Origin of the sequence: Paenibacillus ehimensis NBRC 15659, from assembly GCF_004000785.1 — a bacterium.
Lineage (GTDB): Bacteria > Bacillota > Bacilli > Paenibacillales > NBRC-103111 > Paenibacillus_G > Paenibacillus_G ehimensis.
Genome location: NZ_BILX01000005.1, coordinates 78397 through 91789 on the forward strand (window position 1 = coordinate 78397; position 13393 = coordinate 91789).

Annotated in this window: 11 protein-coding genes and 1 pseudogene; 5 read left to right on the forward strand and 7 right to left on the reverse strand. The window is 53.4% G+C overall.

Annotation, left to right across the window (positions count from 1 at the left end; all coding sequences use genetic code 11):
• Positions 1-285 precede the first annotated feature (285 nt).
• Positions 286-1122 (reverse strand): helix-turn-helix transcriptional regulator, encoded by an 837-nt coding sequence (locus tag PEH01S_RS04575; RefSeq protein WP_127484175.1) that lies wholly within the window; start codon positions 1120-1122, stop codon positions 286-288.
• A 216-nt stretch (positions 1123-1338) separates the two neighbouring features.
• Between PEH01S_RS04575 and PEH01S_RS04580 the strand changes: the two genes are divergently transcribed.
• Complete coding sequence (locus PEH01S_RS04580) at positions 1339-2088, forward strand: SDR family oxidoreductase (protein WP_036713597.1); 750 nt, start codon at positions 1339-1341, stop codon at positions 2086-2088.
• Positions 2089-2112: 24 nt separating this feature from the next.
• Here PEH01S_RS04580 and PEH01S_RS04585 read toward each other — a convergent pair whose 3' ends face one another.
• The gene (locus PEH01S_RS04585; protein ID WP_025848981.1) at positions 2113-3006 is read right to left on the reverse strand and encodes an AraC family transcriptional regulator; all 894 of its coding nucleotides are present in this window, start codon (positions 3004-3006) and stop codon (positions 2113-2115) included.
• A 133-nt stretch (positions 3007-3139) separates the two neighbouring features.
• Between PEH01S_RS04585 and PEH01S_RS04590 the strand changes: the two genes are divergently transcribed.
• Entirely contained in the window at positions 3140-3904 is a 765-nt protein-coding gene (locus tag PEH01S_RS04590; protein ID WP_127484106.1) for a phytanoyl-CoA dioxygenase family protein, read from the forward strand.
• Positions 3905-3979: 75 nt separating this feature from the next.
• Here the strand turns inward: PEH01S_RS04590 and PEH01S_RS04595 are convergent, their stop codons facing one another.
• The 4 genes from PEH01S_RS04595 to PEH01S_RS04610 form a co-directional block, all read right to left on the reverse strand.
• Complete coding sequence (locus tag PEH01S_RS04595; protein ID WP_127484107.1) at positions 3980-4321, reverse strand: DUF1801 domain-containing protein; 342 nt, start codon at positions 4319-4321, stop codon at positions 3980-3982.
• A gap of 14 nt (positions 4322-4335) precedes the next feature.
• Positions 4336-4737 carry a VOC family protein gene (locus PEH01S_RS04600; protein WP_127484108.1) on the reverse strand — a complete coding sequence of 134 codons (402 nt, stop codon included), beginning with the start codon at positions 4735-4737 and terminating at the stop codon, positions 4336-4338.
• 138 nt (positions 4738-4875) lie between these two features.
• Positions 4876-6150 (reverse strand): RNA polymerase sigma factor, encoded by a 1275-nt coding sequence (locus tag PEH01S_RS04605; protein WP_127484109.1) that lies wholly within the window; start codon positions 6148-6150, stop codon positions 4876-4878.
• On the reverse strand, positions 6147-6578 hold the full coding sequence (locus PEH01S_RS04610) for a YciI family protein (protein WP_127484110.1): 432 nt from the start codon (positions 6576-6578) through the stop codon (positions 6147-6149). Before PEH01S_RS04610 ends, PEH01S_RS04605 begins: the two co-directional genes overlap by 4 nt.
• A gap of 345 nt (positions 6579-6923) precedes the next feature.
• Here PEH01S_RS04610 and PEH01S_RS35305 point away from each other — a divergent pair, with 345 nt between their 5' ends.
• Positions 6924-7325: a carbohydrate-binding protein gene (locus PEH01S_RS35305; RefSeq protein WP_127484111.1), complete on the forward strand. Its 402-nt coding sequence runs from the start codon at positions 6924-6926 to the stop codon at positions 7323-7325.
• A 632-nt stretch (positions 7326-7957) separates the two neighbouring features.
• Positions 7958-8565 (forward strand): annotated as a pseudogene (locus PEH01S_RS35310) (chitinase).
• 401 nt (positions 8566-8966) lie between these two features.
• Here the strand turns inward: PEH01S_RS35310 and PEH01S_RS04625 are convergent.
• The gene (locus PEH01S_RS04625; protein ID WP_025845809.1) at positions 8967-10760 is read right to left on the reverse strand and encodes a helix-turn-helix transcriptional regulator; all 1794 of its coding nucleotides are present in this window, start codon (positions 10758-10760) and stop codon (positions 8967-8969) included.
• 300 nt (positions 10761-11060) lie between these two features.
• Here PEH01S_RS04625 and PEH01S_RS04630 point away from each other — a divergent pair, with 300 nt between their 5' ends.
• The gene (locus PEH01S_RS04630; protein WP_025845811.1) at positions 11061-13247 is read left to right on the forward strand and encodes a serine hydrolase domain-containing protein; all 2187 of its coding nucleotides are present in this window, start codon (positions 11061-11063) and stop codon (positions 13245-13247) included.
• Positions 13248-13393: the final 146 nt, after the last annotated feature.

A 13393-nucleotide genomic window follows, 5' to 3' on the forward strand; every position in this document is an offset into this window, starting at 1 on the left:
AGACACGCCAAAAAGGCTGCCTTGGTTCAACGATTCGTGCATAGACGTGATGATCGGGTTCATAACAGGAGTACACAAGCGGACACATGGCAAAGCAGCCCTGCGAAATCATGCAGAGCGCCGCGGGTGCGCTTATGGTATTCGGTTAAGACTTAACCGTTCACTTCTGTCAGGAACACAGCCATCATCATCACTGCACGTATCCCACCATTTCCACGTTTTGTTTTCATTATAGAATAACGAGTCGGACGGAGCAAGGCTTGAATGAAGCGCCGGGCTGCCGACTTAGCAAGACTCGTGCAACAGCTTTTGCAGCCGCCGATCCGTTTCGACGGGCTCCGCCGGCGTATACACCCGCATCAAGAAGCTGCTGTTTTCCGAGAGGGGCAGCGTATTGTAACGAAACGCCAGCAGACCCGCTTCGGGATGCCGGACCACTTTGTCCCCTTCCAGGGTTCCGGAAACCTCATGGCGTCCCCACCACAGCCTGAACTCCTCGCTTCGGTCCCATAGCCTGCAAACCAACTCCTGATACCACGAATCGTTCATATTCATGGCGTAACGGCTGCGGAAATGCGCCAGCATCGAAGTGGCGACGTTTTCCCAGTTGACAATACGTTTTTTTTCATGATCCATCGTGAAGGCACGCCAAAGAATATTGCGCTCGATCTCTGCCATCCGGTTAAAATCTCCACAAAGCGAACTGGTAATTTTGTTCCAAGCAAGCACGTTCCAATGCTTGTCGATGATATACGCCGGATAAGTTCCCAGCCTGTCGAGTATTTGTTGAAGGGAAGGAGACAGGGTTTCATTCTCCATCCCTTTGGATACGGCGGAATGGTTCGCCAGGACGTGCAGATGGTTACGCTCGTCCTGGCTCAGCCGCAACGTCCGCGCCAGGCTTTTCAGCACTTGCTCCGACACTTGAATATCCCGACCCTGCTCCAGCGCGGTGTACCACGGCAAGGAAATGCCGGATAAGCTCGCCACCTCTTCCCGTCTCAGCCCCGGCGTGCGGCGGCGCGAGGTGTCCACCTGCAGCCCCAATTCCTGCGGAGATAAACGCAAGCGGCGAGTCCGCAGGAAATCCGCCAGCTCTTTCCGTCTTCTTTCGTTATTCATCACGATGATACCACTCCATATCCTGATACAATTTATAGCAGTATCCGTACGACTAGTATTCCGAATAGTACTACAAATGCAAACCTGTTTGCCAGTGATAAAACTAATTATAATCGACTCATCGGCCGCAGTGAAGGAGGAACGCGGTCCAGCAGCTATTCGGCAAGTCCCGGGCAGCACCATTACCCTAATCCAAAACAAAGGAGATCAAAACCTATGATAAAACCGGAACAAAACGAACGTCGAAGCACATTAAGAGGAAAACGTGTCATCGTCCTCGGAGGAACGTCCGGAATGGGATTTGCGACAGCCGAAGCCGCAGCACAGGAAGGGGCGTCCGTCGTCGTCGTATCCAGCCGCAAAGAGAAAGTGGACGCGGCAGTCTCGCGTCTGCCCCAAGGTGCCGAAGGGCACGCGGTCGATCTGCCGAACGAGGCGCAGGTACGCGACTTTTTCAGCCGTATCGGTGAATTCGATCACCTGGTGTTCACGGCCGGCGATCCGCTGCAGCTCGCCAATCTCGGCGAAGTGGACACGAACGCGGCGCGTCAAATGTTCGACCTGCGTTACTGGGGTGCGCTCATGGCCGCAAAATACGGCAGCGCGAACATCCGGCCGGGCGGCTCGATCACGCTCGCTTCCGGTACGGCCGGCGTCCGGCCGCAGAAGGGCTGCACGGTCGCAGGCAGCGTCTGCGGCGCAGTCGAGGCGCTGACCAGAGCGCTCGCCGTCGAGCTCAGCCCGCTTCGGGTCAACGCCGTTCGCTTCGGGCTGATGCGCACCGAGATGTGGAGCGGCATTCCCGAAGCAGAGCGCAACGCGATGTTTGAGGCTGCCGGAAAATCCCTGCCGCTTGGCCGAATAGGCGAACCCGAAGATGCAGCAGAGGCGTTCCTGTACCTGATGCGCGAGAGACATTCCACCGGACAGATCGTGGTGGTGGACGGCGGTACAACCTTGGTGTAACGAATAGGGTACGGTCCCTTGTCATCATTCCGAAGCTTTCTTTTCATGCATGGCCTCCCGGTATTTTCCGGGGGGCATGCCCATTGTCCGGGAAAATGATCTCGTGAAGTAATGAATGCTGGAAAATCCCGATTTCTCGGCAATTTCGATCAAGGATAAATCGGTATGCTTCAATAAGTCGACGGCGCGGCGAATTTTTTCTTGCTGCACGAATCCGATATAGCTCATTCCGAGCTCCTGCCGAAACAACCGGGACAAATGGCGGCTGGAGAGATGAAGATAAGCGGCTACTTCCGCCAACGTCATCGAATGCGAAAGGTTGTCTTTCACGAATCGGATCGCCCGATTCAACGCGTAGGCGGCAGGTCTGTAACCGGAAGTGCCAAGACCCGATGACGGAGCTTCGGCTTGAAAGGCGGAACAAAAAGAAAATAACAGCGACAGGGCGGCGCTCTTCACATAATGCTCCGTTAGGGGGATCGGCCCCTGCAAATGCTTCAGAAGCGCGGTCCAGATTAGTGCCGTGGGATTGGCGTATGCATCGTAGATCACAATACGATCGGCAGCTGCAAGCTGCCGAAAGTGCCGAACAATGGCAGGGTCCGTGTTCTCTTCGTCGACTTCGAAAGCGATGTACAGGAGAAACATCCCTTTCTCACTGCGAATCTGGTGGCGGATGCCGGGTCGCGATAAAAATAACGTTTCCTTGCGCAAGGGAAAGAGATCGTCACCGTCCATATACATTCCCTCTCCTTCCCGGACATAGCAGATTTCAAAAAAGGAATGCTGATGAACGGGGTTATCGAAATGAGCGGGATCGATTCCCCAATAATGGATGGTGAAGGAGGCGGATAAGTCCTGAAGACGCGGGACGATTTCGTTTAAACAGGCTTGAATTTTATCCGGATGATCGAACATAATCTGGCGCTCCCTTGGCATGGATGTCCGAAATGTGCAATGACTTGACTGATTTGATCAAATACAACCCGTCGGTTTCTCTCTACAATAACATCATGGATAGCGATCCATCAATTTGGGGGAGGCTGACAGGATGATTACCCAGGAGCAGGTTGATTTTTATCGTGACAACGGCTATTTGCTGGTGAAAGGTGTATTCAACAGCGCGGAAGTAGAAGAGATGCGAAGCGCAACGGATGCGATTATCGACCGCGCGGCCCAATCGAAGTTCGATCGAAGCGATACGTGGCAGGGGGATTATTTGCCCCCGGAGCAGTTGAAGAAGCTCGTATTAAAGGGCTTCCACGATGTACATTATCATGATGCGGCATTTACCCGGGCGCTGTGCCATCCTAACATGGCTGCCGTCTTATCCCGATTGATTGGCCCGAATGTGCAAGTTCACCATTCCAAGATGCTGGTCAAGCCGCCGGAAAAAGGCGCGGCATTCCCGATGCACCAGGATTATCCGTATTTCCCGCATGCGAAGCATTCGATGATCGCGGCAAGTATCCACCTGGACGATTCCGATATGGAAAACGGCTGTCTGTGCGTCATTCCCGGAACGCACAAAAACGGCCCGATGCCGCACGTAGGAGCCCACTATCTGGATCATCAAGAGTACCCGATCTCGTCGGGTACGCCTTGCCCGGCAAGTGCGGGGGATGTTCTGTTCTTCAATTACCTGACGATTCACGGTTCGGGTATCAATCGAAGCTTACGGCCGAGAAGAAACATACTGGTCCAATACCGCGATCCCGAGGATTTGCCGACGGAAGAAGTTCACGTGAACTGGGGGCAGGGGCTTATGGTTTGCGGCCATAATCCGATATTCAAGGAATATAAAGGGGCCCATTAGGCTGTCCGCTAACCGCAAAGCAAAGGGGCTGTCCCCTCTGGACATCCCCTTTTCCCCACCCCTTCATAGCTAAAGTTACAAGGAAGCGGAAGCTTGACTTAACAGCGACGCCAGTTGATCGTAATCCACCGCTTGGCCGCTGCGCAGCTTGATCGTTTTTCTCTCAGGAGGGCCGTCGAACGGACCTTCGGGGAATTCAATTCCGCCGGGGTTAAAAATCGTAAAGCTGACCGCATCCTTCGACGTCGAGATCACCGCAGCGTACTTGCCGTTTTTCAAAAAGTGAGGCTTCTTGTATTGGATACGCTCTTGAACGTCCGGTATCGTTTGATGGACCATTTCGCGAAGACGTGCGGAAATTTCCGCCTGCCACGGTTCCTTGATTGCGTTTATAAATTCGATAACTTCCTGACTCATCATATGTTCCTCCTTTATTTTCCCTGCTTCACAATCTGCCAAGTGATCCCGAACTTGTCGACGACCTCGCCGTAATATGCGCCCCAAGGCTGCATAACGAACGGATATTTGTCCGTTCCGCCCTTTCCTAAATTGGCATAGGCTTCCCGTGCTTCGGCTTCGTCATCGAACGATAGCGCGAACGCGATTCCGCCGCCCGTGCTTACCGGTCCGAAGGAGTCGGACAAGAACAAGTCATTCCCTCCGGCCACCGTCATCGCCATGTACATCACTTTATCTTTATTTTCCTCCGGCGTGCCGGGGATTTCGCCGAAAGTGATCGTGGATTGGATTTCTCCGCCAAGAGCATGCGAATAAAATTCGGCTTGCGATCTGGCATCCTGCGAAGAAATGAATGGGGTTAGGTTGGCTTTCATAAACAACTTCCTTCCAGTTATTGGTTACACCGGGATTCAAAATGGCATGTTGAAAACCGGCCTTTATTCATACGACGATCGGAAATCGACGAAATCGACATGGTCGTAAAATATTTTTTAAACGTAGGGCGCATCTCTCTATATATGGCCTTCCTCCGGGCCCGAGACGCACTCGGAGGCGCGCCCCAGAAGCAATGCCCGCTCTTGTGCGTTATTGGTCAGCGATGCGGCACGCTTGAACTCCTCGCAGGCTTCCTTGAACCGGCCCAGCTTGAACAAGAAATCGCCGCGAACGCTCGGCAGAAGGTGGTAGCCTTTCAACGACGGTTCCGAGGCCAGCGCATCGACGATCTCCAGGCCCACCTCCGGGCCAAACGCCATTGCGAGCGATACGGCGCGGTTCAGCTCGACGACAGGGGACGGCGCTACCTGCGACAGCGCTTCATACAGCGCTGCGATACGCACCCAGTCGGTCTCCTCCGGCGTGCGGGCCCGCGCATGACACGCCGCAATCGAGGCTTGCAGCGCGTACGGGCCAAGCATCCCGCCGATCCGTTCGGCGCGCTGCAAGGCGGCAAGACCGCGGCGGATCAGGAGATGATCCCACAGCGCCCGGTTTTGATCCATGAGGAGGATCGGCTCTCCCGTCGGGCTCACCCGCGTCTTCAGCCGCGAAGACTGAATTTCCATAAGCGCGACCAGCCCGTGAGCCTCCGATTCCGCGGGGACGATCTCCGCGAGAATGCGTCCGAGACGCAGCGCCTCCTCGCAGAGCACCGGGCGGATCCAATTCTCCCCGGAAGTGGCGGAATAGCCCTCGTTGAACATGAGATAAAGGACCTCGTACACCGACTGGAGACGGGCCTTAAGCTCGGTTCTCTCAGGCACCTCGAAGGGCACGCGCGCGGCTGCGAGGGTTCGCTTGGCCCGGACGATCCGCTGGGCGACGGTTGCCTCCGGAACGAAGAACGCGCGCGCGATTTCCTCGGTGGTCAGCCCTCCCAGCAGCCGCAGCGTAAGCGCCACGCGCGCCTCGGACGAAAGCACCGGATGGCAGGTCGTGAAGATCAAGCGCAACAGATCGTCGCTGACATCGCCGTCCATAACCGCATCGAAGTCATCTTCGTGCTGGGACTCCAGCTCGCGGCCAAGCTGCTCGTATTTGCGTCCGAGCAATTGCGTCCTGCGCAGCAAATCCAACGCCCGGCGCTTCGCGGTCGTCATAAGCCAAGCGCCCGGGTTGTCCGGTATTCCCGTCTCCGGCCACTTTTCAAGCGCAACGACAAGCGCATCCTGCGCGAGATCCTCAGCCACCCCGACATCCCGCACGATTCGTGCGAGGCCCGCGATGATTTTGGCCGATTCGATTCTCCAAATAGCATCGATCGTACGATGGATCGAGGACGGCTTCACGATTTCTCCGGCTTCCCTTGCTCCCGGATCATGGCATGCAAAGCCAGGTTATCCGGGTCCTGCGTCAACTCCGTCGTCTCGATCACCTGGCGCAGCTCAATGACCCCTTCGCCCTTGCCGTGCGGGTCCGGCATACGCATCGCCCACTCTATCGCCTCTTCCCTCGATTTCACCTCGATGAGCGTGAATCCGGCGATCAGCTCCTTCGACTCGGTGAACGGGCCGTCGACGATCTTCGGCTTGCCGCCGGGCTCCGGGTACGAAATGCGAATCCCGTTCGAGCTGGCGTGAAGTCCTTCGGCGGCTAGCAGCACGCCGGCCTTCACCAATTCCTCGTTATACTTCATCATGGCGTCAACAAGCTCCTGGCTCGGCATGACACCCGCCTCGGAGTCTTTCGTTGCCTTTACAATCATCATGAATCTCATGGGGATTCCTCCTTTTTTTGTCTCGGAGACCAGGTTAGGCGCTCCGAATTCGGCCTCTACTTACACGACGAACGAATCTCTGCCAAATCGACACATCCCAAAAAAATTTTTCAAAGAAGGCCAACTATGCGTGAATCCATGAACTCTCTATTCAAGATTTACTAAAGCAAACTACATGTTGATTCTATCAAATCGTCGCTTGAAGTGTGAAGGGTGATCGTGCTTGTCAACGAAGCCAGACGCTTAAGGGAATCTTTATGATAAATAGTAAATTATATATATAATAGATTTTGGATTTACTATACTGGAAAGTGAAATTAATCCAATCGCAATAGGAGGTTAATTATGGACCCTAAGCTCACCCGCAAGAAGGCAGTACGAGTAAGCGTCGCCGCTCTGTCCGCCCTGTTGGCGCTCGCACCTCTGGAACCGGTTACAACTATCGCTTCCGCCAATGCCAGGCAGCAAGCCGCCTTAGCCGCCTCGCCTTGGGTCGTCACCCAAGTGTACGTGTCCGGCAATGAGGTCAGCTACAACGGCAATATATACCGGGCCAAATGGTGGACGCAGGGCGACACGCCGGGCACGGGCGACCCGTCAAGCTCGCCGTGGCAGCTGGTTGGGCCGGACATAGGCGGCAGCGACGATGCTACCCCGCCGACGGCGCCGACGAATCTTGCATCGACGGGGCAGACCGCGGACACGATCACGCTGACTTGGACTGCGGCTACGGACACATCGCTGTAGCCGGCTACGATATTTACCGCAACGGGACGAAGGTCGGCTCCTCAACCAACGCCTCCACATTGACCTACACCGACACAGGCTTGCAGCAGGATACCGAATATACGTATTCCGTTGCAGCGAGGGATGGCGCCAACAACACGACGGCAAGCGCAAGCCTCAAAGTAAAGACGTCGCTGGGCGATTTGAACGTCGGCCAAAGCCGCGTTCTGACCGATTCGCAGATTGCGTCGATCTGGGGCGGCATCGATCCGCAGTATTCGCCGGCCAATGCCGTTGCCGCCGTGCAGAGCGCGCTGCCGCAGGCCGAGTACGAGGCGCTGTTCCCGATCCGCATCGATTCGCCGGAGTGGCATACCTTCGCCGCTTCCAAGCCGTATTACAAGCCGGGGCAAGGAGACTATTATTCGTACAGCAACCTGATTGCCGCCGTATCCGAGGTGGCGAATATCAAGTACAAGCTCGAATACCGGCAGGGAGCGGCATGGAACCACCGTATATTCCGCTTGGACAAGGCGGCGAAGACAGAAACACTCATCTACCAAAATGCCGATTTCAACGCTTCGTGGAACTTGACGGTTCCGATCGTCTCCAAAACCGTTGATTTCGGTTCGTTTCTTAAAGAAGGCTCTGCCGTGAACCGCAAGCGCGAGCTGGCGGCCTTCCTTGCCAATATTGCGCATGAAACGGGCGGAGGCTGGGCGATGGCTCCCGGCGGCGAGCTTCGTTGGGGCCTGTTCTGGAACGAGGAAGTGGCGTACATCAACAGCACCAACATCGGTTATGTGCAGACCCATGCCAATTATCCGCCGGTTGCGGGCAAATCGTATCATGGACGAGGGCCGATCCACTGAGCTGGAACTATAACTACGGCTTGTTCAGCGGCATTATCTACGGCAATAAAAACACGCTGCTCCAGCAGCCGGAGCTCATCACGAGCGACGGGAAATTGGGCTTTATGACCGCGATCCTGTTCTGGATGACACCGCAGCCGCCGAAACCGTCGGCCCACGATGTCATGGTCGGCAATTGCACGCCTTCGGCGGAGGAAACGGCCAAAGGGCTGACCCCGCCGGGCTTCGGGATTACGATCATGATCATCAACGGCAGCCTGGAGGGCAATAAAGACGAAACGGATCATCGAATCGGCCGCCGGGTCGGTCATTATCGCGACATTACGACCAAAATGGGCGTCGATATTACCGGCGAGAAACTGAACACGCTCGGCATGAGTCCGTTCTAGCACGGACTCCCCTGCACAAGAGGCTGGCCTATCTCCGGGTGTACTATTAAAAGAGCCGTCGCTAATGCGACGGCTCAGGCTGTTGATAAAGTGGTTTTGACAAGAATAGAGAAACATACGGAGGTGGGGTATCTACTGGAGAAGCGATAGCGGCCGCCTTTGTCTTCGGGAAATGTCCGCTATTAAGCGGCTTCCAATCAAATTTCCCGAGGACCCGGGGTCCCCGCAAAGTACTCGGACTAAGCTTCCCTGATTCAACTTCACTTTGCGGGGTGAAGTAGCGGTCGGAAGTAGATACCCCACCCCTTCGTTACCTCTATAATCCCGTCTGACCACTTTCTCAACAAGCTCAGAGCCGTCGCTATTGCGACGGCTTCCGCTCTTTTGTATATCCCGATCCATTATACGATGCTCTCCACCCGTGCCAGTTCAACCGCTTCTTCACGGTTGCTGACACCAAGCTTCGAGTAGAGAGTCGAGCAATAGTTGCGCACCGTCCCCTCCGATAAAAACAGCTTGGCGGCGATGGACTTGTAGCGCAGTCCGCTTGATAGATGCTGTAAAATCTCCATCTCCCGTTTGGTCAGCCCGTGCGGATAGCTTTCTTGCTGCGGGCTGTACTTCTCCAACTGCTCACGTTGACGCTTCATCTCTTCGAATACTCGTGTGGCGATCGACCGATCGATCCACGTTCCTCCGCTATAGATGAGCTTTAAGGCTTCCGTCATCTCCCGCGGATGAATCGACTTCAGCATATAGCCTTCCGCCCCGTGCTCCAGTGCGGTTGCTGCCTGTATGGAATCCTCAAATGTCGTCATGAGCACAACCTTCATGTCAGGCCAGCGTTGTTTCATCTCAAGCAAGGCTTCAAGACCGTTCATCCCCTGCATCCGAATATCCATGAGCACGATATCCGGCCGGGATCGCTCGCAATGTTCCAATGCCTCGTGCCCATCCCCGGCCGTACCGACGACGATAAAGTCAGCATGCTGCCCTAAAATATGCTGCAAGCTGTCGGCAATGATCGCTTGATCGTCAACAATCAGCAGGCGGATATTGCCATGCAGAGGCTCTGCCTGTAAAGGAATAGTACATATGACGACGGTTCCTTGCCCTAACTGGGAATGCACGGACAGCGTGCCGTGAAGTTGCTCAAGCCGCTCCTTTATCCCATTTAGACCGAATCCGAACCGGATGGATTCCGTGCCGATGCCGTTGTCTTCGATTTGTAACCGGAGCTGCTGATTATCGAAATACAGCTGAACGGATACCGCGCTCGCTTGACCGTGGCGAACCGCGTTGGTGAGAGATTCTTGCAGGGAGCGATATAAACAAAAGTTCATTTTCTGCATCACGAGAGCCTCGTTGCCGATCACACGGAAGTTGACCGTTACCCCTGTAGACTTCATAAACTCTTTGGTTAATTGCAGCAGTGATTCACTTAACGAATAACTCAACGAACCTTGAGAGAGCTGGTGTAGATCATTTCGGATATCATTTAGACTGCGCTGTGCGATGCCGATAAGGGAATCGATCCGTTCGATCTGTCCAGCGGGTACGGATGAGCGGAGTGATTCAACGCCGACGATCAGCGAGGTCAGCGCATGGCCAATCGTGTCATGCAGCTCGTGTGACAGCCGATTGCGCTCCTCCATCAGCGTAAGCTCCTCGATTTGTGTAATGTGCCGCTCCAGCAATTGCTTCTGCTCTTGAATGATTTGGGCCTGCTTATGGGACTGAATTAATATACTAAACGCGAAGCCGATGGCGAAACCAAAGCTGCAGCTAAACATCGACTCGTATGGGGGACGATCGGCGAACCAGCCGTTCAAAGCCGGAAAAACGACGCCGCAAGGGATACCCGTCCACACGTACGTTCGCCGACTGCTGGCCAAGCCGATCATCATCGCGAACAAAACGAAAGACCACAACAAGTTGGGCGCTGCATACGCTAAATAAAGATGGAAGAAGCCGGCCGCCAGAACTTCGACTGCCAAATACCAGCTTCTTTTCCGATAGTGAACGATTAGCGGAATGACATAAACCAAGAGAGCAAACATCAATACAATCCATAGCGGTACAATGATCAGTGACGGATTGACGAAGTCAGAGATGACGATAATGGCCAGCCAAAACGTCCGTATAGCAAAAACCACCCAATCATACCAAAACCATTTCCTTAGTATGGATAACACGGATCATGTACACCTGCTTGCTTTTTTATTAAGTAAGAATAATTCTGGATAATTCAGACCTATCATGCACCATATCTTCCCGATTCGTCAAGCGACAGAGGGGAGGGAATGTTTAGAATTTGGCCGTAGCAAACACGTCACATGAGATAGTTGACAGTTTGTCATACGGTAAATGTGACAGGCCAAGTGCGACGTCATTTAGAAGCTTGGCGGTTTCGTCACTGTCCCATTTAACAACCTCGGAGATAAGGTTAGGGGGTGAAGCAACACAACATTCCAAAATAATAGGAGCGATACGTTATGAAATCATTCATCCTTCAAAAAGGGACTGCACTTACATTAACAGCCATATTGGCGGGTACGCTGGTATTCCCTGCTTATGGCTCTCTACACGCGGCACACGCGGTACACGTAGCACAAGCGGCGGTTAAGACGCCAACCCAACAAGCTATCGATAAAGCCGCCAATACCGATAATATTCCAGGTGTTATCGTTACCGTGAAGAAAGGGGATGCGAGCTGGTCCTATGCTTCCGGCGAAGCGAATATCGAAAAGAACCATAAGGTGGACGCCGACTCCACTTTCCGTATCGGAAGTACATCGAAGTCGTTTGTCGCTACGGTTGCCTTGCAGCTTGCCGGCGAGAAGAAGCTAAGTCTCGACGATACGGTGGAGAAATGGCTGCCGGGACTCGTAAAGGGCAATGGGTTCGACGGCAATAACATTAAGATTCGTCAATTATTGAATCATACAAGCGGAATCCCGGACTACTTGACTCCGGAATTCAAGACGAATTTGCTCGCAAATCCGGGCGAAAGTTATTCAGCCGAACAGTTAATTGCCCGCAGCTTGGGGTTAAAGCCGGTAACGGGTTGGCAATATTCGAACACGAATACGGTTATTATGGGGCTCATTATCCAGAAGGTCACCGGGGAAACCTATGCCGAGCAGATTAAGAAACGAATTATTGAACCGCTTAAACTTAAAGATACGTTCCTCCCCGGCAGCTCGACGGATATTCCGAAAAAAAATGCCCGCGGCTACCTGAACACTGGAGATAAATTAGTAGATATTACTGTGCTTAATCCATCGTTTACTAACGCTGCCGGGGAAATGATCTCGACAGGAGAAGATATGACGACGTTTTTCCGCGCCTTATTGGGCGGAAAGCTGTTGACACCGGAGATGCAGAAGGAAATGCTGACCAGCACAGCCGACTCCCCATTGGGAAGGTACGGACTTGGCCTACACGGAACAAAGCTGCCGGACGGCACCATCGTATGGGGGCATGGTGGAGGTATTCCCGGATTTACCAACTTTGCAGGAGGAACGGAAGACGGTCAACATGTCATCTCGATAAACATCAATGTGTTGAGCGATGCAGAGAAGCATATCAACGATATTTTAGCGTCGGAATTCGCAATAGAACCCAAAAAAGAACTCACGGAGAAGGAGAAGAAAAGCAAGCATCGGGAAGATGTCAAACGCGTCATGGATGAGGTCGTAACCATCAAAAGAGTTCCAAGTGTCATCGCTGGCGGGCTCAAGGATGGGGAACGCTGGTCCTACGCTACAGGTACAGCCAGCTACGAAGTACCAAGCCCGGTGCAGCCGGATTTTTCATTCCGTATTGGAAGCATCACGAAGACGTTTACCGCTGCCGTTGTATTGCAGTTGGCTGAGGAGAAACAATTGAATCTGGACGATACGGTCGAAAAATGGCTGCCGGGAGTCGTAAAGGGCAATGGGTATGACGGCAACAAAATAACGATTCGTCAGTTATTGAACCATACTAGCGGGATTGCGTCCTATACAGATAATGACATGCGAGATATTACCATTCCTCAAAATCCATTCCGTTACTATACCGTTGACGAGCTTATCGGCTTGGCACTTGCAAAGCCGCCTGTATATGCGCCAGGGGAGGGCTGGAACTATTCCAACACCAATACCGTGCTGGCCGGTCAAATTATTCAGAAGGCAACCGGGGATACGTACGCGGAGCAGATCCGGAAACGGTTCATCGAACCGCTCGGGATGACAGAGACATTCGTAATGGAAAGTAGTCACGATATTCCGGGCAACCATGCTACAGGATACAATCTGGACAGATCGGGTCGTTTGTATGATTTAACAGAAATCAATCAATCATGGGCAAATGCAGCCGGAGATATGGTTTCATCAGTCAAAGACTTGACCACCTTCTTTAGTGCGTTGTTGGGCGGAAAGCTTCTAAATCAAGAGATGATGAAGCAGATGACCACAACAGTAGATTCGCCTTTAGGTAAATTTGGACTAGGGATTTATGAAGGAAAAACACCGGACGGGCAGTCCTATTGGGGGCACGCCGGCGGTACTTACGGATTTGAATCGAGAGCCTTCGGATCTCTAGACGGGAAGCATATTATGGTAACGAGCATCAACGCGGTAGGCCCGGACGTGAATCCGGCTCACGATAAAATGTTCAATAAGGAGTTTGGCCATTAAGTTTAAAAGCCGGCATCGCGCCCTTTATTCGAGGACGCGATGCCGGTTTCTTGCAACTGTAAACTTGTGAAATCAGATCGGACTTCTGAAGAAGCCGGCACCGTTTGGCTTGTTTAAAAATTTCGAGAAGCATACGATGGCCGGGG

Excerpts from the sequence above, each read along its gene's own strand:
- PEH01S_RS04590 (WP_127484106.1), top strand. The coding sequence starts at position 3,140 with ATGATTACCCAGGAGCAGGTTGATTTTTATCGTGACAACGGCTATTTG.
- PEH01S_RS04580 (WP_036713597.1), top strand. The coding sequence starts at position 1,339 with ATGATAAAACCGGAACAAAACGAACGTCGAAGCACATTAAGAGGAAAA.
- PEH01S_RS35305 (WP_127484111.1), top strand. The coding sequence starts at position 6,924 with ATGGACCCTAAGCTCACCCGCAAGAAGGCAGTACGAGTAAGCGTCGCC.
- PEH01S_RS04585 (WP_025848981.1), bottom strand. The coding sequence starts at position 3,006 with ATGTTCGATCATCCGGATAAAATTCAAGCCTGTTTAAACGAAATCGTC.
- PEH01S_RS04610 (WP_127484110.1), bottom strand. The coding sequence starts at position 6,578 with ATGAGATTCATGATGATTGTAAAGGCAACGAAAGACTCCGAGGCGGGT.
- PEH01S_RS04575 (WP_127484175.1), bottom strand. The coding sequence starts at position 1,122 with ATGAATAACGAAAGAAGACGGAAAGAGCTGGCGGATTTCCTGCGGACT.
- PEH01S_RS04600 (WP_127484108.1), bottom strand. The coding sequence starts at position 4,737 with ATGAAAGCCAACCTAACCCCATTCATTTCTTCGCAGGATGCCAGATCG.
- PEH01S_RS04630 (WP_025845811.1), top strand. The coding sequence starts at position 11,061 with ATGAAATCATTCATCCTTCAAAAAGGGACTGCACTTACATTAACAGCC.
- PEH01S_RS04595 (WP_127484107.1), bottom strand. The coding sequence starts at position 4,321 with ATGAGTCAGGAAGTTATCGAATTTATAAACGCAATCAAGGAACCGTGG.